Here is a 26,466-nt window from a genome sequence, read left to right on the forward strand (position 1 = left end):
TGATTTTCGCTCAAAGAAGTTGGTCGAGCGCTCTATGTTGTTTGGTTTTCGCTCAAAGTCGGTCGAGCGCTCAATGTTGTTTGGTTTCCGCTCAAAGAAGTTGGTCGAGCGCTCTATGATGTTCGATTTTCGCTCAAACAACCCAGCCGAGCGCTCTATGCTGTTTGATTTCCGCTCAAACAACCCAGCCGAGCGCTCTATGCTGTTTGATTTCCGCTCAAACAATCCAGCCGAGCGCTCTATGATATTCGATTTCCGCTCAAACAACCCAGTCAAGCGCTCTACCACATTCAAAATTCGCCCCAATCACCCCGGCACCTAATCAAAAAAGGTTGTCTTTTCACCTCCCGTACAGTAAGCTGTAATCAAACGCGCTCAGACTTACCACAACTGAACAAGATAGACAAAAATGGAGCCCTTTCTTTATGAAAGGAGCTCCATCTAATTTGGTGGCGATAGTTTATTTAATTTCGATTCGCTCAGCAGGCATCGGCATTCCGATGAAATGACCTTGCATCGCATCGATGCCCATTTCTTTCAGCAACGCAAATTGCTGTTCATTGCTGACACCTTCTGCAATCGTATATAAGTTTATTTTTTTCGAAAGTTGAATCAATCCTTCAATCAATTTCTGTGTCTTCGGATTACTCAACAACGTATCGATAAAGACGCGGTCAATTTTGACACTGGTAATTGGCAAATGCTGCAAGTATCGCAACGATGCGTATCCAGAGCCGAAATCATCGAGAGTGAACTGTAAACCGAGGTTTTGCAGTTCGGACATTTGCGCCAGTACAGATTGTTCTTCTTCCGCTTTAAGCGCGAATTTTTCTGTGAACTCCAATTGTACTTTGTTTGCGGGGCATCCTGTTTCATTTAAGATGGAGATTAATCGGTCTTTCCATTGTGGGTTTAACGATTCACGAATGGATGAGTTGATGGAAATATTCATATCATTACCTGCCCGATGCCATTTCGTTACGAACGTCATCGCTTCTTCTGCTACATACGCACCGATTTCTTCAATCAGACCGTTTTCTTCTGCAATCGGAATCAATTCATCGGGACTGATGATGCCAAGATCTTCATCTTCCCAACGGACGAGCGCTTCGTAGCAAGTGATTTTCTCGCTCGCTACATCAAATTGCGGCAGATAGGCTACATGCAATGAATTGCGATCCAGTGCTGTCAGCATCTTGCGGTCGATTTCCAAACGGCGGTTTAGAATTTTATGAGACTCAGCTGATAAAGAAGCAATCCGTCCGCCACCTTGACTGATGACATCGGCTGCAGCAGTCATCGCGACTTTATATAGTTGCGTGTATGTTCTTTGATCTTCAGGGAAACGTACAATCCCACCGCTAATCGAAAGAGTTTGCGCATTGTGACTAAGATAGATAGGTTGTTGTTTTAAGAATTCATAGAAACCTTGAATATACCAATCACCGAAAGCTGTCAGCACGACAAAGCTATTCGTATCGATACGCGCAATGGGACTATCCTGGAAGTAGCGCTTTAATCGGTTGGTGAATTCTTGGATTAGCTGTGTCTCAGATTCTTGAGATTGCAGCTCTTTCATAGTGTAGTAATGATCGATTGTCAAATAAACGAATGAAAAATGCGTTGCTTTTGCGATAGAGTCATTGACTACTTGTTCCAGCTTATGGCGACTCATGAGTCCAGTTTCTACGTCAATGAATGCAATTTCTCCTAAGCGTTCCTGCAAGCGTACATCTTCTGTAATATCAAGTTCTAGAAAGAACACAGACTGAAGATCTCCGGCATTGGATAGAGTAGGGACGGCAAGTGTATTCACAAAGAATGGCTCACCAGTGCGCGTCATTTTTTCTATTTTACCTGCCCATGTTTTTCCGGACAGCAAACAATCCCAAATGGAGTTCGCTATTTCCTGACTTTGAGATCGATCCGAAAACATTTGCCAAAACGATTTACCTAAAATGCGTTTGGGAGTCCAACCACTAACAGTTAGGTAATTTTGGTTGGTATAGGTGATTAGACCTTCGCCATCAGTATGTGTAACTAATTGGTATTTATTTAGACTATCGACTAGGGCTTGGTGTTCGCTAGTCTCTGGTAACGGAATTGTATGCATAGAGGTACTCCTTTCCAATTCTACTATATGACTATTATAAATGAAGTTTACGCATTGTCTACAACTGGCATGAGAATTTTATACTATGTTGGTGAAAAAACAACAATCTAGTTAGGGGTGATGGATCATGTTGCGATTAAAAGGAATTATCATGATTATTGTAGGTTCGATGTTATGGGGCGCTACTGGACCGATGATGGAGTGGATTTTGGACTATAGCGAAATGTCAGTTTCTATGATGTTAATCCTACGTTTGACAATTGCGGGTGCTGTAGTGCTAGCGTTATTAAAAGCAAAAGGCATACAAATTGGTCGTCCAATGAGACAGAAGTTGTGGTTGCGTAAAATGGTAATGTTTGGTGTTATCGGAATGCTTGGCGTCCAGTACGGTTTCGTCCAAACCATTGCACATAGTGACGCAGTAGTCGCAACATTATTCCAGTTCGTTGCACCGGTCTATATCATCATACTGCTTTCGATCTTTCAGAAATCATTCCCGCCAGGTAGTCAAGTAATCGGTATGATCGTTGCTTTATTCGGTTTGATCTTGCTTTTGACAAACGGTTCATTCTCCAGCATTTCTTTAGATACGTCTGCGATTGTGTGGGGAGTAATTGTGGGATTTGCCTTCACTTTTTACACGTTATATCCCGTAGTTCTTATGTCGGAGTGGGGTGTATTACTCGTTGTCGGCTGGGGGATGTTCATTGGCGGCGTGACGTTATTCATCATCAACTTACCGATGTTCTTCATGAATCTTGGTGCATTGGTCAACGGTCCAGCGATGGGTATGTTATTACTCGTCATCATTATGGGAACGCTTGCATTCATCATGTTCCTGCAAAGTATGACGTATATTTCACCTGTTGAAACAAGCGTCCTTTCCAGTTTCGAACCGCTCACAGCGATGATTGTCTCTGTGTTCTGGCTCGGTCAGTCGATGGGTGTCTGGCAAATAAGTGGCGCGGCCATCATGCTTGTAGGGGTTATTTGGTTATCTATCGGAGGGAATCGCAAGAAGGAAAACGCTCCGTTCCCGGAATCAATCCAAGAGTACGACCACAGCGAAGTATAGATTTGCGCCTGTACACGCCATATTCCTATATGACATAATGAGGTAAAGACGGCACGTAAAGGGTGAATCAGATGAAGACGGTTTTCCGCTATGCACTACCTTATAAATGGCCAATGTTCATTGCCATTTTACTCATGTTACTTGAACTATCGGTCGAATTAATGCAGCCTCTGCTGATCGGTAGAATTATAGATGAAGGAATTATGAAAGAAGACTTGAACACGGTTTTGATTTGGGGGAGCGTCATGATGGGACTCGCCTTTGTGGCGCTCTTTTCGGGCGTCGTCAATTCCTATTTCGCTGCACATGCTGCACAAAGTTTCGGCTATGATCTTAGGCAAGCGTTGTTTCAGCGTGTCCAAACGTTTTCACTCGCGGCATTTTTGCGCTTTCCGACGTCGAGTCTCATTACACGTTTGACAAGTGACGTGACGCTTGCACAAAACGCGCTCTTCATGGGATTACGAATTATGGCACGTGCGCCGTTGATGGTGCTTGGAAGTTTGATAATGGCATTCGTCGTCAGTCCTAAACTTGCGGTATTCCTACTGATCGGTGCCCCTTTCTTAGCTGCATTCCTCATCGTCATGGCGCGCAAAGGAGTCCGTTTATTTGGACTAGTCCAGCGCCGTTTGGACGGTGTCAATCATCTCGTACAAGAAAATTTACAAGCGGTTCGTCTCATTAAAGCCTATTTACGAGGTGTTTTTGAAACGAACCGTTTTTCTAAAGCGGCAAGTGCGTTGAAAAAAGATAGTGTACAGGCGATGCGCTTAATGGAATTAATTTTACCAGTGTTACTGTTTATTATGAACGTTAGTTTTATGGCGGTACTTTGGTTCGGTGCAGATGAAGTCCGCAATTCCAATATGCCTGTTGGAGATGTCGTAGCGGTCGTCAACTATACGATGCGCATGACGAGTGCCTTCTCGATGTTCTCCTTTTTGATTGTGATCTTCTCTCGCGCAAAAGCATCTTCCGATCGAATGGAAGAACTGCTAGTTGCCGATGATGATCTTGAAAAGCTAGAGGTCGCTGACAATCGCCACCGAGGTGCAGTTTCCGTTCGTTTCGAACACGTATCATTCCGTTATCCAGGAACGACTGAAGACGTGCTCCAAGACGTGTCGTTTGAAGTTCCAGCGGGCGAGAAACTCGTCATCATGGGGGCTACCGGTTCCGGTAAATCGACGATGCTTCAACTACTCCCGCGCATGTTCACCGCAACGCAAGGTACGGTGTGGATTGATGGTAAAAACATAGCAGATTGCCGCTCGATACGTTACGAAACCTAATCGGCTACGTGCCGCAGCAATCGATCCTTTTTACGGGCTCGATCGCTGATAATCTGTCATGGGGCAAACCGAATGCCACTGCCGATGAAATCGAAAAGGCCGCTAAAAAAGCACAAATTCATTCGTCTGTCATGGACTTTACAGATGGCTATGAAACACGTGTCGGGCAGCGCGGTGTGAATTTATCTGGCGGTCAGAAACAGCGACTGTCGATTGCTCGCGCGTTGATTCGTACACCGTCTTTATTGATTTTGGATGATAGCACCAGTGCGCTCGATGTCAAAACTGAGTCTTCATTATGGAAAGCTTTGCAGGAAGAAGATACGACGATGCTGATCGTCACGCAAAAAATACAAACCGCTCAAATTGCTGATGCGATTTTATTAGTATCAGATGGCGTGATCGTCGGCTATGGTACGCATGAAGAGCTACTTCAAACGTCCAGCTTCTATCGGGAAATTGCGGAATCGCAACAGAATGGGGGAGTAGCATGATGCGAAAACCATTTGGTTATGAACCGATTATCCGGAAGGCAGATTTATCAAAAGTACAACGTAAAAAAGTGCAGAAAGCGGGTAACTGGAAGTCCGTGCTCGCACGAATTTGGCGTTTGGTTGATCAACAACGAGGGTTACTGATTACAGTGTTGACTCTTGTTTTAATCAGTTCAGCCCTAGCGCTAATTGGCCCCTTGATGATTGGACACATTATCGACCAGTTCATCATTCCGAAAAAAGTGGACGGGCTCAGTATACAGATTGGTTTATTACTGCTTGTGTATGCAGGCTTCTCATTGTCTACGTATTTTCAAAATTACTGGATGGTCGGAATCGCACAGCAAACTGTCTACCGTCTGCGGACGCAATTATTTGGCCATCTACAGAAGTTGCCAATTCGTTTCTTCGATAAACGCCAACACGGTGAATTGATGAGCCGCGTGACGAATGATATTGAAAACGTTAGTCAAACACTAAATTCTTCGTTGATTCAAGTGTTTTCTAGTGTGCTGACACTCGTCGGTACGGTATCCATCATGCTGTATCTCAGTCCGTTATTGACGTTGCTGACGATGATCATCGTTCCTTTAATGTTCATTGCGATGCGTTGGATCACTCGACGTACGGGTATTTTATTTAAAGAACAACAGCGCGCAATTGGTGAATTAAACGGCATGATTGAAGAAACGGTTTCGGGTCAACGAGTCGTCAAAGCGTTCTCGCAGGAACAGAACGTCATAGAAGAGTTCGCGCAAAAAAGCGAACGTCTTCGTACAGCAGGTTTCTGGGCGCAGACGTATTCAGGTTTCATTCCGAAAGTGATGAACACGCTGAATAATATGTCGTTTGCGATGGTTGCGGGAGTAGGCGGACTGCTGGCGGTGACAGGGTATGGTGGTGTAACGGTTGGAACGATTGTCATTTTCAGTGAGTACGCAAGGCAATTTACGCGCCCTTTGAACGATCTAGCCAATCAATTTAACACCGTACTTTCCGCCATTGCAGGTGCAGAGCGAGTGTTTGCTATTATGGACGAGCCTGTTGAAAAAGACGAAGCCACGAAGCAGATCGAAACATTACATGGCGATGTCGAGTTCCGCAATGTGACATTTAGTTATGAAGAGGAAGCGATTATCAAGAACCTCAGTTTTCATGTTCGATCAGGTGAAACAGCAGCTTTCGTTGGAGCGACAGGAGCAGGAAAGACGACCATCATGCAATTGCTGTCACGTTTTTACGAAGTAGATAGCGGACAAATCTTGCTCGACGGCATCCCAATCGATGAACTACCGCGTCAAACTGTGCGCAGCCAAATGGCCTTCGTCTTACAAGATCCATTCCTGTTCGAAGCGACCGTGCGCGAAAATATTCGTTACGGCCGACTCGACGCAACGGACGAAGAAGTGGAAGAGGCCGCCAAAAAGGCTAACGCCCACAGCTTCATTAACAAGTTATCGATGGGGTATGATACGGTGCTGACAGCGGGAGGGGAAGAAATTTCGCAAGGTCAAAAGCAACTGCTATCTATCGCCCGTGCATTATTGGCGGATCCGACGTTACTATTGCTTGATGAGGCGACAAGCAGTATCGACACGGTGACAGAGCTAGCGATTCAAGAAGCGCTAGAGCGCCTGATGGAAGGACGGACTAGTTTCGTCATCGCACATCGTCTGAATACAATCAAGCAGGCAGACAAAATTTTCGTACTGGCAGACGGCGAGCTAATCGAATCGGGCAGTCACGAAGAACTGCTGGAACGCAAAGGCGTGTTTAATGGGATGTTGAATCATGAAGAGTAAGTGGGGCTGGTTGTTCGTGGGCCTTTATTCCCGATCAACTAGTGTCTCTTTCTGATGTTTGAGAGTGGAATGAGGATGTCTGAACAGAGTTACTTGAATTTGAAACATTCAATAGGTTGAACACTTTTACACTTTATGGGCGTATAAATAGTAGAACTATGATTGTTCAAGAATCGAGCCAAAAAGGAGGATCTTTATGAGAAAGTTCTTTTATTACTTCGGATGGACAATGGGTATAGGGGTTATGATTTATTTAGGTGCTAAATATCAGTTCCTGTTGAAACAAGAATATATGAAAAATTATGAAGTACTATCATTTATTTTGTTTTCAACAATATTTCCTATTGGTATTGGGATACTGCTCAGGTTGCCAAAACTTATAATTGAAATGAAAGAGAATAGACAATGGACCTTTGATTGGGCTAAATTCATGGGGATTGGGTTGCCATCTCTTGGTGTATTATCTATGTGTGTATTAATATTTACACCAGCGGGGGAAAATATTCTTCCGTTTGTACCAGAAATCATGTATCCGGGAAATTCCACCATTCAAACAATAGCTGGCGTGGTGTTTGGGTTTATTTTGTTAGATAGTGTAAAGAAATAATGAATGGTATATATTAATGGGTGTCGTTGTTTGAGAAATGTTGTGGCTGAAACGAGCCAACTTGTTAAGTGATTTACGGGGTCGACAATGAGCAATAAAACTACTTTTGCCGTTATTTTACTTTCGGGAGGCTATGAACTAGCTCTTGATAGGTATGTAATACCAAGAACTTTAATGATTATTTTCGTATTGTCTTTTCTATTTAAATTAGGTTTGGTTTTAGTTGAGCAAAAGACATATAACTTTTCATCAGAATCGGGGGCATTACAAGCATAGCTTTGTTCCAGAATAGGACCATATTAAGATTGATTGAAATTCAGAAAGGGGGTGAAACTAATGGTTAGCAGTAGTATTGGAAATGTTAAAACTCATAAAAAAATCGGATGGGGTTCATTGTCGTTACTGCTATTTATATTGGGTTTATTATTTTCTGTCTCCTTTGGAAAATACGATGCTATTGGCGATTATATCTTGCGTCTCATACGTGTAAAACCTTGGTCAAATGTTAATACAGGTATGCATTATACAGTGTTTTATTCTCTTGCTTTTTATATACCAGCACTAATTATTGGTTATAAATTCAAGAGCGATTGGGGAGCAAAAGTAGGTAGAATTTTATCAACGATCTTGGTTCTTTCTATTCTGGTAACACTATTGTTTTTCGTGATTATTTAAAACTTTCAATAATCGGGGGCGATTGTGTAGCGTGGTTTATTTGCACTCGCCTAGTTGATCGGAGTGGAAGCCGGCGACTCCGGGAGGATCAGCGGGACAGGTGAAACACCTAGCGAGCGAAGCGAGGAGTGTGGTTCATCGCCCGCCCTCCGGAACGCGTCCGGCTGCAACGCAGATCAACGGGTTCTAACCCAAACTGTCAATTAGTAGTGGGATCGTAGGATTTACGAATTAATTTGGTTAGTATATCTTACTTTATTTACACTAAACCATTAATAAAAAGACATGCAAAAAACCGCTAATTCATATACGAATTAACGGTCCGCTTTATTCTGCATTTTGTACCAGCTATTACTTCTTCTCATCAATATGAAGAGACTTGTCGTCTGTAAACTGTACATCCAACTCGAATTCATCATACGTATCGAGACCGTACCACTGCAAAATGCGATCAATCGCTTCTTCTTTAGTAGTCCCGCTATCAATCAAAATTTCCATAAACATTTTATGCATATCGTCAATCGCTTCATTGCCTTCTAGATTGACTTCTTGGAACTCGTTGACGTACTCTGCATCACCAGGCTTTACATCTTCATAATCCGTCTCGATTTTCTTATTGTCTTTCTTGATCGTTAAATCGAAATCTGTGAAGCCGTAACCGTCACCCGTGTTTATGGTACTACCTTCACCCTCATTTTCAATGCTGACCGCATCGTCATTGTTTGGTGCTTCGTCTTTTGACCCGCAGCCTCCGAGAAGTAAAATAGATGAAACTCCTGCAATGGATAACATTCGCATTACTGACATAAGCGCCACCCTTTCTAAAGTATATACTACTTGTATTATCTCCTTAAAAGAGCGACCTTAAACAAAAAATGATCTCTTTGTAGACAGGTGGGTGAGGAAAAGCTTAATTAATTATACTTTCGCTCCATAATTGAACCGAGCATCTGTCGAATCGGTAAGACTTGTCCGCTTGGTAGTCGAATCTTTCCATGAAAATAGCCGACATATTGATTAACCGACATCTTGCGTACGATATAATCATCAAGTGTTGGACATTGGAAAAATGGTTTAAACGTCAACTGGATATCATCCGAAAATTTTGTGTGGATTTTCCATGCGCTTTTCGGGTCTTCCTTATCGCTATCGAATAGTACATCCTCATGAAATTTATACATAGTGCCTTCAACGAAGACGGCATTTTCCGTCAGTCCCGTACCGTCCGTCCAACTACCACCGAAATTCAAGCCAATCCGTTTACCACTTGTCCGCTGGGAAGCCATCGCCCAGTCCCAATTCGTTCGGGTATTCCACACGCCGCGGCCAAAATCACAAACGGCAAAACTGTAATATGGATTGAAATCAAAACGTCGATCACCAAAACGCACATATCCACCGGTCGGCATAATCGAATGTTTGGAAGTGAAGTGAAATGAGTCCCGACTTTTCGGAATGACTACATTCAATGATTCATCATTCTCGGGATGAATAATATGCAAATCTGCGTGCAATACTTCATTATCAAAATCAGGAATGACAATGGATAGATGCGTTTCGCCTTGCATATGAACGAATTGAATCGTAATATCGTCGTGTACGAACTTGATACTATCGAGGGCTTCCTCTGGCATTTTAATACGTCTTCCAAAAGGGAGAGTTACATGTTTTTCATAGAAACGCTGGGTTTCATAGTTGAGTATGTAAATTAGACAAATCACTTTATGATCCAGATGTACAATCGAGGTAGTTAATAAAATGTCTTCCCCGTAGATGCACCAATTGTTCCAGCGTTTCTTCTTCATGAACTGTCCTCTTAAATTGCTTCTCACTAAAGGGCTGCGTGCGTATCCTATTGATTCAGGATTCAGAAGCCCTTTGGAGTCACACAGAGAAACAATTTCAGACAACTCTTTTTCTTCATGCTGCATACTCTTAACCACCTTTCTTGCCTATTGTCTTTTAAACGAACAGTTGATATACTCTATATTGTACCAGATTTGAGGGGCATTAGCTCAGCTGGGAGAGCGTTGCGCTGGCAGTGCAAAGGTCAGGGGTTCGAGCCCCCTATGCTCCATAAAAGTAATGACGGCAGTTCTTGAGAGAAATCTCTTAGAACTGTCGTTTTTTTATTCGAGGCTATACTAGTATTACTATATTCCCCTTCGTCATGCATAATGAAACTATTTACTATTGTATAATTATTCACCACGATGTATATTAAATAGTATAGAAAGTAATCGTTATAAGATCTTATCCGATATAGGGAGTATACAAGCAAACGTATACATATACTTGTAGACAGTTGGTAGGTGGTATCTTATAATTGTATTAATTTAGAATATTTATACTAGTGAAGAGAGAGAAGGGGAAATGTATGAAGAAGATGTTTACAGCACTATTACTCATCCTAGTATTGGTCATCGCGGGATGTAGTAGTAACGATGGAGAGGCAGCATCAACAGAAAAGTCCACGTTGAAGAATATTAAAGACAACAAAAAATTGGTGATTGGAATTGCACCAGGTTATTTCCCTTTTGAAATGAAAAGCATCGAAGGCGGTTTTGTCGGCTACGATATCGATCTAGCAAACGCAGTAGGTGAAGCGCTCAATACGGAAGTGGAATTTAAGCAATTCGTATTTGACGGCTTAGGGCCGGCTTTGCAAATAGGTGAAGTCGATATGGTCATCGCAGGTATGACGATTCGTGGGGATCGTGCACTATCCATTAGCATGTCCAATCCTTACTATAAAACAGGTCAGGCGATCATGGTGCCAGCTGCCAATAAAGGTATCAAATCATGGGAAGAGCTTGACGTAAAAGGGAATAAAATCGCGGTAGGTATCGGAACTACGGGTGCGCTGCTTGCGAAGTCTCAGTTCAAAAATGCGGAAGTAGTAGATTTCGAAGATTTCCCGTTGGCAGCTACGACAATGGGTTCAGGACAAGCTGATGCAGTCGTTTACGATGAACCTGCTATTGCGGTATGGCGCTTAGAGCACGAAGGGGAAGTTCATCAGCTCGAAGGTTTGCTGTCTGCTGAAAACTTAGGGATTGCAGTGAAGAAAAATGATTTTGAAACGATTCAATGGTTGAATTCATTTTTGCATAGCTATGTGGATAGCCCGGAAGAATTAGCATCAAGAAGTCGCTGGTTTGAGGAAAGCGACTGGCTAGATAAGGTTTCGGGAGAATAATATGGGCGGTTATGAATATGACTTCAGTGTAATATCGCAAAATATGGATATCTTTATTGCAGGGGCGTTGAAAACACTTGAAATTTCAGCGATCGCATTATTACTGGCTATTCCTCTAGGTATTATGATTGGAATGGGTAGGATTTCCCGCAATAGTTTCATCCGTATTCTTTCCTCAGCTTATGTAGAAGTCATGCGCGGCGTGCCGTTGCTAGTATTGTTGATTTGGATTTTCTTTGTACTCGGCCAATTTTTAAAACTCGGTTCTTATTGGGCATCGATTATCGGTCTAGCTGTCTTTACCGCAGCATTCATAGCAGAAATTGTTCGTTCAGGAATACAAGGAGTGCCAAGAGGGCAGATGGAAGCGGCTCGTTCGTCAGGTATGACGTACTGGCAGGCAATGCGCTTGATCGTCTTACCGCAAGCGTTCCGACGAGTTCTACCGCCACTAGCTTCACAATTCATCATGCTAATTAAAGACTCTTCTTTGATCTCGGTCATCGGTGCAACGGAATTAACGTTGAACGCAAAGAATCTCGTTGCCACTAGTATGCGTTCCATTGAAGTATGGACATTCATCGGTTTCGTTTACTTTGCGATGACGTTCACGTTATCCATGATCATTCGGGCGATCGAACAAAAATTATTAGCGAGAGAAAATTCATGAAGTTTGATGTGAAGGAGTGCCAGAAATGATTTCTATAAAAAACGTAAATAAAACATTCGGTATGAACCAAGTGCTGACAGATGTCACGCTTGAAGTACCTAAATCAAACGTTGTGGCCATCATAGGCCCAAGTGGAGCAGGAAAGTCTACATTAATTCGCACGATCAATGCGCTCGAGCCAATTGATGACGGAGAAATTGTAGTAGACGGCGTTTCCATCCACGATAGAAAAGTGAATATTAATAAAGCGCGTTCTGAAATCGGCTTCGTTTTCCAAAGCTTTAATCTCTATCCTTTCCTCACGGCGTTGCAAAATGTCACACTTGCGCCTATCAATGTAAAAGGACTAAGCAAAAGTGCAGCGGAAACGCGAGGGAAGGAGTTACTGACTTCGCTTGGTCTCGGCGATAAATTCGACGCGTATCCGAACCGGCTATCAGGTGGTCAACAACAACGTGTCGCGATAGCACGTGCACTCGCAATGGATCCGCAAGTGATGCTTTTCGATGAGCCGACTTCAGCACTTGATCCTGAGATGGTCACCGAAGTTCTCGATGCGATCCGTAAACTTGCTGAAAGTGGTATGACGATGGTCGTCGTGACCCATGAAATGGGCTTCGCCAAAGAAATTTGCGATGAAATCATCTTCATGGCAGACGGTAAAGTCGTGGAACAGGCATCACCTGCCAAGTTCTTCACGAATCCTGATTCTGAACGTGCCCAAAACTTTTTATCGAAAGTGTTACATCATTAATTGAACGTCCCTCGTTGTCATATGATATGGCAAGGAGGGATTTTTTTGTACGATCGACAAGCAGCAGTAGACTATGCGGATAAGTGGTGGAATAGCAGAAACCCTGCCTTTCCAAGTTTTGAAGATGACTGTACGAATTTCATTTCACAATGTCTGTTGGCGGGTGGAGCACCTATGCATGGACAACCAAATCGCGAAAAGGGTTGGTGGATGCAAAAAGGTACGTGGAGCTTCAGTTATACCGTTGCTCACTCCATGCGATGGTACTTAGCAACATCTACAAAAGGACTGACTGCAACTCAAGTGAAAACGCCTCAAGAATTACAGTTGGGAGATGTCATTTCATATGATTTCCATGGGGATGGCCGTTTCGATCATACGACGATTGTGACTGCCAAGAATGGGGATATGCCGCTCGTCAATGCGCATACGTATGATGCGTATCATCGTACATGGGATTATAAAGACTCTTATGCTTACTCACCGAATGCGAAGTATATCTTCTTCAAAATTAATGATCATTTCTCATAATTGTCCAGTTTTGCATCAAAGTGTTTCTCATAGCCTCTAGTAACAGACTACCAAGTTAGGGTATAATGAAAAGCAGATACTTATTGCAAAGGAGAAGGTTGAGTGTGAATGAACAAGCATTATCGGTAAGAGAGGCCATCGTCACACGGCGCTCTATTAAGAATTTTAACGGACAACCGATCGAACCAGAGATCATTCCAGAAATTATAGAAGATGCCGTTTGGGCTCCAAACCACGGAAACCGTAATCCTTGGCGATTAATCGTAGCGATAGGTGAACAGTATGAACAGCTTTTGGACGTCTTGAAGGAGTTCGGTGTAGCAAATTGGAAGCAGCTTTCTGACGAGGATCTCGAAAAACAAATGAAGAAGTTCTCGACTGCCAGTGCAGCTGTATTCGTCATCGTACCTGAAGATGTACGCCAAAAAGAGCGGCTGGAGGATTACGCAGCAGCTAGCATACTAATTCAAAATATCCAATTGCTTGCTTGGGATAAAGGAATAGGTACTTGTTGGAAAACACCACCGTTCATCGACAACCCGAAATTTCGCGAACGTTTAGGTGTAGAGGCAGGCGAGCGCATCATCAGCATGTTGCAGTTCGGCTATTTCGACACATCGCCGAAAGCTCCACCGCGTAAGTCGGTAGAGGAAATCCTAACGTACTTTGGTAATTATGAGGACGAAGAAGAGGAATCTTGAGAGTAGTAAAGTACCATTCTTCATGTAAAACAGGCTACCCCTTTTGTGGAGTAGCCTGTTTTTGTTATGTGAAAAGGGGAGAGGCGCTCATAGTTTTTAGTGAGTGATCTATTGCCATGTCTGAGCGCTCAATGCCTCCGCGTAACCGCTCAATCCAGCGTCACGAGCGCTCAATGCCTCCGCGCAACCGCTCAATCCAACGTCACAACCGCTCTATCGCCCCAGTAGCCCCATCAACCCCCTCACAAATCACAACCCGAGTTTTTCAATTTCTCCATAATAACTACTGATGACACGCAATCCTTTATCGAAATTCTCCAAATGGAAATGTTCATTCGGTGCATGGAAGTTTTCGGTATCCAGTCCGAAGCCCATTAAGACAACGGGTAACTTAAGAATTTCATCAAATGCTGCAACGATGGGTATGGAGCCGCCACCGCGTGTATAGACGGTAGGTACACCGTATACTTGCTCGTATGCTCTGCCAGCTGCTTGAATCACTTCGTGGTCGTATGGTGTTAGGTAAGGCTTGCCTTTATCAAATTCAGTGACCGTTACTTCACATCCGACTGGTTCGTGTTTCGCAATGTGTGCACGTAGTTTTTCTATGATTTCATCTGGCTCTTGATCAGGAACTAGACGGCATGTGATTTTTGCACCTGCTTCGGAAGGGAGGACGGTTTTGATGCCTTCTCCTGAAAATCCACCAAATACACCGTTGATCTCGAGTGTAGGACGGGCCCATGTGCGTTCTGTGTACGTGTAGCCGGGCTCCCCAGTTAATTCTTTGACACCGACTTCTTTTTTCACTGCTTCTTTATCGAAGTCGAGAGCTGCCCAACCTGCGCGTTCTTCTTCCGTCAGATCGCGAACTTGATCGTAGAATCCGTCGATGGCGATAGTTCCTTCGGCGTCACGGAATGAAGCTAGAATTTCGACGAGTGCGTGGATTGGATTTTGAACACCGCCACCGTATAGTCCGGAGTGTAAGTCTCCTTTAGGACCTTTCACATCGATTTGTACGCCGGCTAATCCGCGCAGCCCGTAGCAAATGGCGGGCTGGCCAGGTCCGTACATGCCGGTATCTGAAATGACGATGAAATCTGCCGCCAGCTTATCTTGATTATTTTGGATATATTCTTCGAGGCTCGGGCTACCGATCTCTTCTTCCCCTTCAATAATCAGCTTGACGTTAACAGGGAGAGTGCCTTCAACATTCATCAGCGCTTCGATTGCTTTACTGTGCATAAACACTTGCCCTTTATCATCGCTTGCTCCGCGTGCATATAATTTATTATCACGGATTGTTGCTTCAAACGGAGGTGTTTCCCATAAGTGAAGCGGATCAACAGGTTGCACATCGTAGTGGCCATAGATCAGGATGGTTGGCTGACCTTCAGCATGTAACCAGTCTGCATAGACAACGGATTGTCCAGCCGTTTTTTCAATCGACACGTTTTCTAATCCGACAGTTTCGAATTCATTCGCCAGCCATTCCGCCGCTTTTTGCATATCGGATTGATGTTCGGAAAGTGCACTGATGCTTGGAATTGCCAAGAAGCTCGTTAACTCTTCCAAGTGGCGGTCACGGTTGTTTGTGAAATAGTGGTCCAATGCTTGTGATGAAGTCATAGTAAACCCTCTTTTCTTTGGATATTTTCTATATCACAGTATAGCAGAAATTCGTGATGTATTAAGGTTTAGACACTTATGGATAAGGGAACCGAATGATAAAAGTATACGTCCTACCTGTATGTAGCATTAACGATTCAGATTATATATGTGATATACTTATGCAATAAGAAATGTTGAATTCATGTTAATAATATCTGATGAATGATGACAAATAAATGGAGAAACGTTGGAGGAGACGCAATTGTTTATTGCACTGGGACTATGTTTATTATTGTCCTTCTTTTTATCGGGAAGTGAAACAGCTCTGACTGCTATCAATCGAATGAAAGTTCAGTTGCGTGCGGATCAGGGAGACATTAAATCGATAAAATTACGAAAATTGATTTCCAAGCCGGACCGTATGATTACGGCGATACTAATTGGAAATAATATTGCGAATATTTTGATGCCTACGATTGTGACGATGATTGCAATCGATAAAGGATTGAGTATTGGGTTACTGACAGGGATCTTGACGGTTGTTTTGATTATATTCGGAGAAGTATTACCGAAAACGATTGCTGCGACATTTGCGGATCGTATCGCGTATATTGTAGCGCCACCTATTTCGGTACTTGTGAAGTTATTGATTCCATTGACATTGGTTTTATCGTTGTTCACCAATTTCTTTGTTCGCTTGATTTCTAAAGGAACGGTGACGGAAGCAACGTTGACGAAAGAAGATGTGCGTTCGATGGTGGATATTGCGTCTACAGAAGGCACATTCGGTCAGGATGAATCAATCCGTCTAAAAGGTATGCTAGATTTCCGCGATAAAGATGTTAGCGATGTAATGGAAACACACCGTACGGATATTATTTCACTATCGATGGATTCTACGTATGAAGATGTACGCGACGTCGTATTGCAGTATTTCTATACCCGCTATCCAGTATATGAAGAGAGTATCGACAAAGTGGTCGGTATTTTTTATTCGAAAATGTTGATTGAGTGGTCCATGTATCCCGAGCGAAAGTTTTCCGAGGTAATTGATCGCCAACCTTTGTTCGTCGTGCAGACCGCAAGCGTAGAGCTCGTGTTTAAGCGTATGTTAACGCAAAAGAAACATATGGCGATTGTGCTAGATGAATATGGTGGGACACTTGGAATCGTCACACAGGAAGATATTATTGAAGAAATGATTGGACAGGATATAGAGGATGAAACGGACGTGGAGGAAGAGTCGATGGTTTTCGAAAAAGAAGAGAATCATTTAATCTGCCAAGGACGTTTAGAGATTGAAGACGTTATTGAACTACTCGACATAGAGTTACCAACAGATCATGATACAATCGGTGGATTTGTTTTTCAGGAAGTGGGTCATATTCCAGAAGAAGGCGAGAAGTTTAGTTATAATTCATTGTTGTTTGAGATTGAGGAAATGGACCGAACGCGGATTTTGCGCCTAAAGATTACCAAGCAGGAACCGAAAGAAGAGGTTATGGAAGCGTAGAATTTGTCAAGTAATCTTACATAATTGTAAGGTTACTGAAAGAGAAAGCGATAGTTCATAATGTGTTTGTCGGTGATAATAAGGGTACCAGTTATAAAACGGAGGCTACTTATTATGAAAAACGACTTAAACGCATTATACGAAGAATATGGACGCTATATATATCATTTATGTCTTAAACTCACTCGCAATAAGGAAGAAGCAGAAGATCTCATGCAAGACGTATGGGTAAAAGTAGTGCGCTACAGTGGTGAAATGAGTGAAGTCAACCGTATGAAGGCTTGGTTGACGACGATTTGTATGAACACATTCCGCGACCGTTACAGAAAAAATGTACGTCACAGTCAATACGTGATGAATCAACCTGATACATTAGACGTTCCGATCTTGGATTTGGTTCCCAGTAATGCGAAAACTCCTGCTGAGTTGATGGAACAAAGTGATATTTCCGAGCTAGTACAACAGAAGATCAGCGAGTTGGACGGTATTTACCGGAAGACGATTGAGTATTTCTATGTGAATCAATATTCGTTAGTAGAGATCGCAGGGTTGATGAGTGTATCAATCGGCACTGTGAAGTCCCGCTTGTTCCGCGCGAAGAAGTACCTAAAAGAGTTGCTCGTGCAAGACGAAGCAGCCCAAGAGTATGTAATGGCCTAAGCTCACACTTGCTGTGGGCTTTTTTTATGGGGCAGGAGGGGATGGAAGCTCCAGCTGGTGGATGCTTTCCCATGGGTCTGCGGTGAGCCAACCAGTTCGCTACGCTCTCTTTTGGTTGTCTCACCTGTTCAGGCTGATACATCAGGAATCGCCACCAGCTTCCGCTTCCATCCTGCGTTGATCGTGTTGGGACGTAGATAACTCACTGTAGATAGTCTGCAAATTATTGTTTTGTCTTAACGTATTTAAAGACAAGTACTAAAGTTCACAACCACTTACAGAACTTACTTTAATGCACAACAAAAAGTATCTCACACTCGCATTGCAAGGGATCTGCGCGTAGGAGGGGCGACTCCTGGAGGATCAGCCCGACAGGCGAGACAACTAAGAGAGCGCAGCGAACAGTTGGCTCGCCGCGGGCCCTCAGGAAAGCGTCCCCTCCGAAGCGCAAATCCCCACCCCCAATCCACAGTCATCCTCACTATTCCCAAACCCAAAAAACAACCTCCATCAGCTATACACTCGATGGAGGTTGTTCGTATTAATTCGTCGCTTCAGCGAGCTGCTTATTCAAATCCGCGAGGCGCTCTTCCATTTTAGATAGACGAAGCTCCGCGTTTTCAATCATCTTCACATGACCTGTCGACTCTAACTTCTCCATATCGCCCTGTAAGCTGATGTAGTCCATCTTCAGCTCCGCGATCTCTTGCTCCAGCTGATCCTTTGTCATAATGGAAAACTCCTATCATAATGTTTTCCTTTAGTGTAACATATTCTGCCTCGTGCGTTTAGGGAACTCCAGCAAATAACGGATAGCCTCAAGTACCTTTTCATCGCTTGTGCCGATATCGATCTGCAACTGCTTTTTGATGGCGCGTTCCTTACGTGCGTCATGCAACAACGGTTCCATGATTGCATTCAGTAAGTTCGACTGAGTCACTTTACGACCGAGACCAAGATGGGTAAAGCCATTTCGTTCGGTTGGAAAGCCGAGGTTTGATTCGAACTCGTTTTGGGCAAGTACAATACAAGGTACACCGATCACGGCTATTTCATATGGTGTATAGCCCGCATCACACAGAACCATATCGGCTTTAGAGAATAGCTCTGCACGGTTGTCCGGGGCTTGTACGACTTTCGTGTTCGGTCGACTCAATGCCATCATTTGGATTTCACTCACATCATGTTTATAATTCTGGCCGAGTAGCACCAGTACGGACAAAGGAATTTGTAACTGCTTTAAATGTCGCAACGCACGAAACGTGAGATTGCCCGGGTCTTCATCGCCGAATGAAATGACGAGTTGCGAAGAAGATGGAGATTTTCTCTTAAGGCCCGCCTGCCGAAAAGATTCCAGTGTAGCATCTGCCATGAATGTCTGAGGTCCTACAATATAGTGGTCGGCATAAAGTTCTTGGGTTTCCGGGTACAGCGTCTGGATCACCCAGTCTGCTAATTGTCCGCCATCACCGAAATCATCGAAATGTAGAATGCTTGGCACTAGTTCATGAATTTTAGTCATTTCTTCTTTATAGCTTGGACCACTGTCTCGAATCAAAAGATCAGGCTGAAGTTTGCCTATTAATTTAATGAAGGAAGAAGAACCGATTACTTTATGGCATGTGAAATTTTCGCTTGGGACAGGTGTTTCTTGATCGTGTAAAAAGATGACTTGTGCTTCGCTTTTTAGCATATTTGCCAGTATTAATGCACGGCGTAAAGGATAACTTCCCTTACCTTCAGTTATGGAAAGATAGATTACGATTGTTTTTTGGACTTGTTTTTCGATAGGAACCACCCTTTCTGAATCTGCTTGTTCCTCTTACCCTATGAAAAATGGGAATAGTTTATTACAATGGGAAGAAAGCAGTTCAGAAAGGCTTGGAAGAGGGAAGGAGGCGACCTACCTAATGTTCAATTCATTGATTATGGATTTAATGTTGGTCGTGTTAATTGGCGTAGCGTCGCAATGGATAGCATGGCGGACGAGGATGCCAGCGATTGTCGTGATGGCAATTGCCGGGTTATTGGTAGGACCAATTTTCGGTTTGATCAATCCGCAGCAATCCATGGGGGATCTATATTCACCCATCATTACATTCGCAGTGGCGATTATATTATTTGAAGGCAGTTTAAATCTCGATTTTAAAGAAATTAAAGGATTTGGACGTCCTGTTGCGCGAATCGTAACGTTCGGCGCGTTCATTGCGTGGATCGCTGGGTCACTAGCCGCTCACTATATCGCAGGATTGTCGTGGGAAGTGGCATTTATTATTGGAGGACTATTCATCGTCACAGGTCCTACCGTAATCTTGCCTTTACTTAGACAAGCGAGGTTAAAACCCCGTGCAGCCGCGATATTGAAGTGGGAAGGAATTGTCGTTGATCCATTCGGTGCACTTCTAGCAGTATTTGCATTTGAAGTTATCAAATTCATCAATGATGAAGTAACGGCCAAAGCGATGTTGCTATTTTTTGGTGCATCACTGTTTTCCGTACTTCTTGGTTGGGGAACGAGTCGAATTCTAGGAACAGCATTTGAAAAAGGTTGGGTACCGGAATATTTAAAAGCGCCGATATTATTCGGCCTCGTGTTATTTGTCTTCGTATTATCTGATGAAATCATGCATGAGACGGGCTTATTAGCTGTCACGGCGATGGGAATGACGATGGCGAATATGCATTTGACTACTTTAGAAGACATCCGTAATTTTAAAGAGAATATTTCGGTATTGCTTATCTCGGGAATTTTCGTCATGTTGACGGCGTCGTTAGATCCACATATCTTAATCGAAATTTTGAATCCGAAAATTATTCTATACGTACTTGCGATGCTATTTGTCGTCAGACCGCTATCGATATGGGTATCAACAATTGGTACGGATTTGACGAATCGTGAAAAAACACTTATTGGTTGGATTGCGCCACGAGGGATTGTGGCACTGACCGTATCGGGCTATTTCGCTACGATATTGCTTGAGAACGGCTATGAAGATGCGGAGCTCTTAACCGCTTTGACTTTCGCACTTGTATTTGCGACCGTCATCGTCCATGGCTTTTCGATTGGTTGGCTTGCAAAGAAACTTAATTTGACCACGCCGATTGAATCGGGTGTAGTACTAATCGGCAGTACAAGGTTCGTAGCGGAACTTGCGAAGAATATTAGTGACGCTGGTCACAAAGTTTTGGTTGTGGAAAATTCATGGGGCGGTCTTTCCAATGCGCGAAAACTTAGCGTGCCCACATATATGGGGGATATTTTATCCGAGCATACGGGCTATCATTTGGATTTGACACCATACCGTTATATGTTGGCGATGACAAAGACGGATACTTACAACTCACACGTATGCGCCGATTTCACGCCGGATCTAGGAAGAGACTTGTTGTTCCAAACGACCACACATAAACGAAGCGCTGATCAACAGTTCAACCTGGCAACAGGGCAATTCCTATTCACGCCGAACTTGTCCATCCACGAACTAGATGATCGTATCAACCAAGGGCATGTGTTCCGTAAAACGTTGCTGACGAAACAATACAGCTACACACAGTACTTACGCGAGCGCGATGACCAGTCCATATTGTTGTACATCATACGGGCAACTGGTGATATAGAGTTCTACACGGCAGAAAAAGAATTACAAGCACAAACAGGGGATACGATCGTAGCGCTCTCGACGTTGAATAAAACGATCGAGCGGACGATTGACCGACTCGAAGAAAAGAACGGCAAAGCGAGTGTGCCAAAAGAAGTCGTAGAGACGAAGTTCTTGGAAGATACACCGAATGAAAAACCAGCGATTCCAGGCGAGACTCCACCGAAGATCATGAAAGATTGAGTGAATGGAAGTGGACGGTGTTGCACGAGTGTTGGGGTTAGGGATTAGCGCTTCGGAAAGAACGCTCTCCGGAGTGCCCATCCTACACGTCAATCCCTCGTAATATAAGTAGGTGATACGTATTGTTATTCATTAAAGTTAGGACTATTATCGTTTCTATCTATAAACCAAGCCCTTGAACCTAAGTAGGTTTCAGGGCTTTACTAATTCAAACACTTTCGACAGTAAGTGATTAGAAATGGAATCTGATCTGCACTTGAACTTAACTAAGTTTAAAGTCAACAACTATTCGCACACTATCTAAAGTGACGTATCTGCGTAGCTCCACTATCAACGTAGGATTGAAGCGGAAGCTGGGGCGACTCCGGGAGGATCAGCGTGAGTTCGAGACCCTGGACTGAGCTGAAAGCGAGGGAAGCGGCTCGGGCCACGCCCTCCGGAAAGCGTCCCCAGCTGGAGCTTCAATCCCATGCACTAACTAACTATTCACTACAAACACCATTCGATCTTAAACTTCAGCACTTTCCACCACACACTACATCAATCAGTGAATAGCTTTGTTTGATCACATACGAAAAAGGGTACTTATACTACACATATTCCCATAACAAACACTAGTAAATACCGCCCGACTTGCATATCCATATAGTATGAAATGCGTACCGAGTGGATAAAATGAAAACACCAACCTGCGCGAATCCAATCTTTAGATGGATTGGCGGTTCACGCATTACTGCGTAAACTAGTTATACTAGCTACACGTGTAGAAAGTTTCTATTCGGAGGTGGATACCATGAATGCTGTAATAGGGTTTGCGAGCGCCGCCGAACAACTGCAACGGTATGACGCAGTCCATAGAAAGAATGCCGGAAACGCGTATGAACGTCAAGCAGATTTCCGTGAACAGGCGCAAAAGACCAAAGATGAACTAGTGGCATTGCTGCGCGGAAACTCGCAACCAATGGGAAAACTTGAAGAAACGCAAAAAGACTTCCAAAAGCTTGGCGCAGGACAGATGAAAAATATTTCGATTCCACTCGGCAACAACTTGGATGAAACGATTGATTTATGGCGTAAAGTCCGCAAAGAGGCATACTCTGAATCACCACCAACGACAGCGGATTATCAACTAGCCAGTAATGCATCAGCGAAGATCACACAAGCTGAACTACAATTGGCGTTACATAACCGAGCCAAAACTATACGTGATCAAATGGAGAGTGTTGACAGTACGATTACAACTGACAGACCAAATCGAATGCAACAGCAATATAGCCATGCATTTTCCGTCTATCAAATACAAAATCAAGCCCGAATGAATCAGTACGAAATGAATCAGCCACAAATGAATGTCAGCGTATGATTTGATTCCATTGAAAGTGAAGCCTGTTTTGCTGTAACTCAGTAAACGGGCTTTTTCGATGATTTATATTTTGCTAGCTTTCTATTAATACGAAGAGAAAGGAAGTCCTACATATGTCAAAGAAGAAGTTACCGAAAACCAATGCAATTCGCATCATCGAAAGCGAGAAGATACCCTATGAAATCCATAGCTATCAAACGGATGACGGACATAATGATGGGGTTTCAGTTGCGAATAAAACGAATTTACCGGTTTCTCACGTCTATAAAACGCTCGTTGCCATGGCGAGTAAAACAGACTTGCTTGTCTATATCATTCCCGTTTCGGACGAGCTAGACTTGAAAAAAGCAGCGAAAACAGCTGGTTTCAAAAAAGTCGAAATGCTACCTATGAAGGAATTGACGAAAGAAACAGGCTATGTCCGTGGCGGTTGTTCGCCAATCGGTATGAAACGCGAGTTACCGACATTCATTGATCAACAAGCCGAAACAATCGACTGTATTTATGTCAGTGCGGGCAAAGTCGGATTACAAATGAAATTGGCGCCACAGGACTTAGCACATGTCGCAAAAGCAAAATTCAGTGATGTTGTAAAGTAAGGACACAACAACTTTGTTGATTTCTGTTACAATGAATCAATGAAGACACTGATAACTAGAAGAAAGAAGAATGTATATGCGTAATTTATTAGCTTGGCGATGGATATTTTTCATCGGGGGAATGATGATTATGTCGCTTGGCATTTCGTTGATGATTAAAGGTCAGCGGCTTGGGATTGCTCCATGGGACGTGCTCCATCTTGGTTTGTATCAAAACTTCGGATTAACGATAGGATCCTGGAGTATTATATCTGGTTTTGTTATCATTTCGGTGACATCGATTATTTTGAGGCAATGGCCGAGAGTAGGTACATGGCTTAATATGTTGATCATCGGGTTATTTATCGACTTTTTCAACTGGCTTTTACCTGATGTCACTTCATTGACTGCGCAAATTATTTTTTTCATCATCGGTGTATTCGTCCTATCGTATGGGGTAGGAATATATGTGTCACCGAATCTTGGTGCTGGACCACGTGACAGCTTGATGCTGTTGTTTGTTGAAAAGTTTGGCTGGAGTCTTCGATTGGTACGGACTACGATTGAAGCCATTGCTACACTTATCGGTTTCTTACTTGGTGGACCAGTAGGAATTGGTACATTGGTTGTCGTCCTATTCACTGGTCAAATCATTCAGATCGCCTTACCACAATGCAAGAAAATGTTATTGAAGATCACGCATCAAACAGACGAAAAAGTTTTATTACACTATAAAGGAGCATAAGCCCACTCGGCTGTGCTTTTTTTATTTACCTATACATATGATGAAATGAAGAAAGAAAGGATGGTCAATATATACGGACATATTACAGAATATATGGGAACGGCTTATACAGGACAAGGCGTGCAGCATAAATATGAGGAGTTGCTCGTGGAATCAAAGAAGACCATATTTTTGAAGTGTTTGCCTACGCATTCCTTATCACAAGTGTTCAATGACTTGGCGGTTTACTTCGTCAATAGGGGCTATAGTGTGGATAGATTCATGAATCCTGGCCATGTGGATAAAACCGATGCACTTTTCGTTAAAGGACTGGAACTGTTCATCTTGCAGGCATCCCATCCGATTTCATTCGAGCCGACAGATCTTGGCAAACGCCATAAAGTCTTTTGTTTCTATGACGTCTATCACCTAGATCAGCTACTCGAACGGCATGACGAAGTAAGTGCTTTGTTGAAAGAAGAAAGATCACGTTTTAGTCAATCGTTGAAAGAGTTAAAACGAGCAAAAGCGATTCATGATGAATGGGAAGTAGTTAATATTGCCCGAATGGATTGGCCTCGCCACGAAGAAATTACGGAAGAATTAAAGCAACAATTATTTGGAACGATTGAACTAACGAAACCGGCCCATGTCTCGCATCGGATTGTCGGTTCATTGTCAGCTGGCAGCGCACATGACTTCATCCCGTCTATCACGAAACGTACGAAACGTCGCTTTCTGATCAAGGGTTTACCGGGCACAGGCAAGTCGACGATGATGCGAGCGTTAGGAGACGAAGCACAGCGACGTGGGCTAGATGTGCTGTACGGTTGGTGCGGATTGGATCCGGCAAGTATCGATTTAGTACTGTTTCCGGAGTTATCGGTGTGTCTGTTTGATTCGACGCAACCCCATGCCTACGATGCAGAAAGTCCGCGTGATGAATTGGTCGATATCGTGCCGTTATGTGCAGAAGATGAAGAAGCGGAAAAGCAAATTGACGATATACGACGTCGTTATCAAACGGTGATTGGAGAAGCGGGAAGTCAGATGCAAGCCGCTGTGCAATCACAAAACAGCGCAAGAATTCAAATGGACCGTGCGTTAAACGTGGAAGCGTTCGAGAAGAAGTTGCAGGATTTATATGCGTTTATTAAAGCAATTGAAGAGAAATGATTTTGTATAAGATATAAAAAAAACCGCAAATTTGCGGTTTTTTACTTGAATTTATGAATATAAAAGGCTTCATTATACAACCAGTCAAGTGCATCCTGATCGTTTGCAGCCCATCGTTTTTCCATGTCGGGTAACATCCAAACCGTCTGGGAGGCATGTGCGCGTAATGCGGCAATCTTTTTATCTGCTACGTTAGGTGTATGGTGCACAACATGCGGTTCACCAAGTTGATTCAACGTATCATTATCGAATGCTTTCATATACAGTAGCGGCCGATTCGCTTCCAGTATACGGCTCATCGCTTCAATCACAGCCACGCCTGTTGCGTTGTGGTCGGGATGTACAGCAAGCGTCGGGTGGAATGAGATGACTAAAGAAGGATGTAATTCATCAATGAGATCAGTCATCATGTTAACCAGTTTTTCAGGATCTTCAAATTCTATCGTTTTGTCGCGAAGTCCCATCATGCGTAAATCTGTCAATCCCATCGCATCACACGCATCCAGCAATTCTTGTTTCCGGATTTGTGGAAGCGTCTCGCGGTTTGCGAAAGGAGGATTACCGAGATTTCTACCCATTTCGCCGAGTGTCAAGCAAGCATACGTCACAGGTACGCCCATTTCAATATATTCTGCAATCGTTCCGGCGGTGCCGAATGATTCGTCATCGGGATGAGGGAATACAACGAGTACATGTCGTTCTTTTTGCAACATCAAATAATCTCCCTTCTTAATAAGCAAATGGCGTTTCACTGATTTCAAGCGCTACCGCAAGCTTTCCGTCAGGTCCAAGTCCCGCCATCAGTAAACGATTATGCTCGTCGACTGTATAATGTGTGATCCCTTGTGCATAAATCCAGCCACTCGGCAACTTCAGACCGACACGGTGCGGAGATTCGCCTGCCACTTTGCCAAGTTCGTAACGGATAATGACATTACGAATAAACGCGCCCGCATTGAAAAATCCTTCTTGGAAATGTGAAGCATACGATCCATTTGTCGTTTCCAAATGTATGTAGACATCTTTATTGGCAAAGGAGTTCAGTAACTCTTGTAAATGTTTCACGTCAACAGATTCCAT

General features: G+C 43.4%; 25 protein-coding genes, 1 tRNA gene and 2 pseudogenes. 19 read left to right on the forward strand and 9 right to left on the reverse strand.

Annotated elements, in window-relative coordinates:
• Both CSV70_RS16315 and CSV70_RS00005 read right to left on the reverse strand, forming a co-directional pair.
• A pseudogene (locus CSV70_RS16315) lies at positions 1–306 on the reverse strand (DEAD/DEAH box helicase); the annotation flags it as partial.
• 154 nt (positions 307–460) lie between these two features.
• Complete coding sequence (locus tag CSV70_RS00005) at positions 461–2,113, reverse strand: sensor domain-containing protein (RefSeq protein WP_099661064.1); 1,653 nt, start codon at positions 2,111–2,113, stop codon at positions 461–463.
• 127 nt (positions 2,114–2,240) lie between these two features.
• Here CSV70_RS00005 and CSV70_RS00010 point away from each other — a divergent pair, with 127 nt between their 5' ends.
• The 6 genes and pseudogenes from CSV70_RS00010 (at position 2,241) to CSV70_RS00035 (ending at position 8,061) form a co-directional block, all read left to right on the forward strand.
• Positions 2,241–3,188 (forward strand): DMT family transporter, encoded by a 948-nt coding sequence (locus tag CSV70_RS00010; RefSeq protein ID WP_099626896.1) that lies wholly within the window; start codon positions 2,241–2,243, stop codon positions 3,186–3,188.
• Between the two features lie 71 nt (positions 3,189–3,259).
• Positions 3,260–4,977, forward strand: a pseudogene (locus CSV70_RS00015) (ABC transporter ATP-binding protein).
• A complete protein-coding gene (locus CSV70_RS00020; protein ID WP_369822325.1) occupies positions 4,974–6,779 on the forward strand; it encodes an ABC transporter ATP-binding protein in 1,806 nt (601 codons plus the stop codon). The pseudogene CSV70_RS00015 and the gene CSV70_RS00020 overlap by 4 nt, the downstream one beginning before the upstream one ends.
• 196 nt (positions 6,780–6,975) lie before the next feature.
• Positions 6,976–7,386, forward strand: coding sequence for a hypothetical protein (locus CSV70_RS00025; RefSeq protein WP_099661063.1), 411 nt, complete (start codon positions 6,976–6,978; stop codon positions 7,384–7,386).
• Positions 7,387–7,473: 87 nt separating this feature from the next.
• The gene (locus tag CSV70_RS00030; RefSeq protein WP_085132635.1) at positions 7,474–7,662 is read left to right on the forward strand and encodes a hypothetical protein; all 189 of its coding nucleotides are present in this window, start codon (positions 7,474–7,476) and stop codon (positions 7,660–7,662) included.
• Positions 7,663–7,722: 60 nt separating this feature from the next.
• The gene (locus CSV70_RS00035; RefSeq protein ID WP_085132636.1) at positions 7,723–8,061 is read left to right on the forward strand and encodes a hypothetical protein; all 339 of its coding nucleotides are present in this window, start codon (positions 7,723–7,725) and stop codon (positions 8,059–8,061) included.
• 351 nt (positions 8,062–8,412) lie between these two features.
• Here the strand turns inward: CSV70_RS00035 and CSV70_RS00040 are convergent, their stop codons facing one another.
• Together CSV70_RS00040 and CSV70_RS00045 are read right to left on the reverse strand one after the other, a co-directional pair.
• Entirely contained in the window at positions 8,413–8,868 is a 456-nt protein-coding gene (locus CSV70_RS00040; RefSeq protein ID WP_099661062.1) for a YusW family protein, read from the reverse strand.
• Between the two features lie 107 nt (positions 8,869–8,975).
• On the reverse strand, positions 8,976–9,992 hold the full coding sequence (locus CSV70_RS00045; protein WP_085132638.1) for a DUF2804 domain-containing protein: 1,017 nt from the start codon (positions 9,990–9,992) through the stop codon (positions 8,976–8,978).
• A 73-nt stretch (positions 9,993–10,065) separates the two neighbouring features.
• Here CSV70_RS00045 and CSV70_RS00050 point away from each other — a divergent pair.
• From CSV70_RS00050 to CSV70_RS00075, 6 genes are all read left to right on the forward strand, one after another.
• Positions 10,066–10,138: transfer RNA gene (locus CSV70_RS00050), tRNA-Ala, on the forward strand.
• A gap of 300 nt (positions 10,139–10,438) precedes the next feature.
• Entirely contained in the window at positions 10,439–11,260 is an 822-nt protein-coding gene (locus CSV70_RS00055) for a transporter substrate-binding domain-containing protein (protein ID WP_099661061.1), read from the forward strand.
• Between the two features lies 1 nt (position 11,261).
• Positions 11,262–11,930: an amino acid ABC transporter permease gene (locus CSV70_RS00060; RefSeq protein WP_085132640.1), complete on the forward strand. Its 669-nt coding sequence runs from the start codon at positions 11,262–11,264 to the stop codon at positions 11,928–11,930.
• A 25-nt stretch (positions 11,931–11,955) separates the two neighbouring features.
• On the forward strand, positions 11,956–12,684 hold the full coding sequence (locus CSV70_RS00065) for an amino acid ABC transporter ATP-binding protein (protein WP_085132641.1): 729 nt from the start codon (positions 11,956–11,958) through the stop codon (positions 12,682–12,684).
• A 45-nt stretch (positions 12,685–12,729) separates the two neighbouring features.
• On the forward strand, positions 12,730–13,215 hold the full coding sequence (locus tag CSV70_RS00070; RefSeq protein ID WP_232319148.1) for an amidase domain-containing protein: 486 nt from the start codon (positions 12,730–12,732) through the stop codon (positions 13,213–13,215).
• Between the two features lie 104 nt (positions 13,216–13,319).
• On the forward strand, positions 13,320–13,916 hold the full coding sequence (locus CSV70_RS00075) for a nitroreductase family protein (protein ID WP_099629570.1): 597 nt from the start codon (positions 13,320–13,322) through the stop codon (positions 13,914–13,916).
• Positions 13,917–14,165: 249 nt separating this feature from the next.
• Here the strand turns inward: CSV70_RS00075 and CSV70_RS00080 are convergent, their stop codons facing one another.
• Positions 14,166–15,548 (reverse strand): dipeptidase, encoded by a 1,383-nt coding sequence (locus CSV70_RS00080; RefSeq protein ID WP_085132643.1) that lies wholly within the window; start codon positions 15,546–15,548, stop codon positions 14,166–14,168.
• A gap of 244 nt (positions 15,549–15,792) precedes the next feature.
• Here CSV70_RS00080 and CSV70_RS00085 point away from each other — a divergent pair, with 244 nt between their 5' ends.
• Both CSV70_RS00085 and CSV70_RS00090 read left to right on the forward strand, forming a co-directional pair.
• Positions 15,793–17,043 (forward strand): hemolysin family protein, encoded by a 1,251-nt coding sequence (locus CSV70_RS00085; protein WP_085132644.1) that lies wholly within the window; start codon positions 15,793–15,795, stop codon positions 17,041–17,043.
• A gap of 114 nt (positions 17,044–17,157) precedes the next feature.
• Positions 17,158–17,703, forward strand: a complete 546-nt coding sequence (locus tag CSV70_RS00090) for an RNA polymerase sigma factor (protein WP_085132645.1) — start codon at positions 17,158–17,160, stop codon at positions 17,701–17,703.
• Positions 17,704–18,244: 541 nt separating this feature from the next.
• Here the strand turns inward: CSV70_RS00090 and CSV70_RS00095 are convergent.
• A complete protein-coding gene (locus CSV70_RS00095; RefSeq protein WP_029053516.1) occupies positions 18,245–18,433 on the reverse strand; it encodes an SE1832 family protein in 189 nt (62 codons plus the stop codon).
• Between the two features lie 30 nt (positions 18,434–18,463).
• Entirely contained in the window at positions 18,464–19,501 is a 1,038-nt protein-coding gene (locus CSV70_RS00100) for a glycosyltransferase family protein (RefSeq protein WP_099661060.1), read from the reverse strand.
• A gap of 112 nt (positions 19,502–19,613) precedes the next feature.
• Here CSV70_RS00100 and CSV70_RS00105 point away from each other — a divergent pair, with 112 nt between their 5' ends.
• The 5 genes from CSV70_RS00105 to CSV70_RS00125 all read left to right on the forward strand — a co-directional run bounded on the left by CSV70_RS00105 (position 19,614) and on the right by CSV70_RS00125 (position 25,386).
• Positions 19,614–21,545, forward strand: coding sequence for a cation:proton antiporter (locus tag CSV70_RS00105; protein WP_232319149.1), 1,932 nt, complete (start codon positions 19,614–19,616; stop codon positions 21,543–21,545).
• 793 nt (positions 21,546–22,338) lie between these two features.
• Entirely contained in the window at positions 22,339–22,908 is a 570-nt protein-coding gene (locus CSV70_RS00110; protein WP_099661059.1) for a hypothetical protein, read from the forward strand.
• Positions 22,909–23,021: 113 nt separating this feature from the next.
• On the forward strand, positions 23,022–23,507 hold the full coding sequence (ybaK, locus tag CSV70_RS00115; protein WP_099661058.1) for a Cys-tRNA(Pro) deacylase: 486 nt from the start codon (positions 23,022–23,024) through the stop codon (positions 23,505–23,507).
• A 76-nt stretch (positions 23,508–23,583) separates the two neighbouring features.
• The gene (locus CSV70_RS00120) at positions 23,584–24,231 is read left to right on the forward strand and encodes a YczE/YyaS/YitT family protein (RefSeq protein ID WP_099628070.1); all 648 of its coding nucleotides are present in this window, start codon (positions 23,584–23,586) and stop codon (positions 24,229–24,231) included.
• Positions 24,232–24,276: 45 nt separating this feature from the next.
• Positions 24,277–25,386 (forward strand): hypothetical protein, encoded by a 1,110-nt coding sequence (locus CSV70_RS00125; protein ID WP_143560906.1) that lies wholly within the window; start codon positions 24,277–24,279, stop codon positions 25,384–25,386.
• A 41-nt stretch (positions 25,387–25,427) separates the two neighbouring features.
• Here CSV70_RS00125 and bshB2 read toward each other — a convergent pair whose 3' ends face one another.
• Both bshB2 and CSV70_RS00135 read right to left on the reverse strand, forming a co-directional pair.
• A complete protein-coding gene (gene bshB2, locus CSV70_RS00130; RefSeq protein ID WP_085132651.1) occupies positions 25,428–26,102 on the reverse strand; it encodes a bacillithiol biosynthesis deacetylase BshB2 in 675 nt (224 codons plus the stop codon).
• Positions 26,103–26,115: 13 nt separating this feature from the next.
• Complete coding sequence (locus tag CSV70_RS00135; RefSeq protein ID WP_085132652.1) at positions 26,116–26,466, reverse strand: YojF family protein; 351 nt, start codon at positions 26,464–26,466, stop codon at positions 26,116–26,118.

It is taken from the genome of Sporosarcina sp. P25 (assembly GCF_002743235.1).
In the GTDB taxonomy this organism is placed as follows: Bacteria; Bacillota; Bacilli; order Bacillales_A; family Planococcaceae; genus Sporosarcina; species Sporosarcina ureae_B.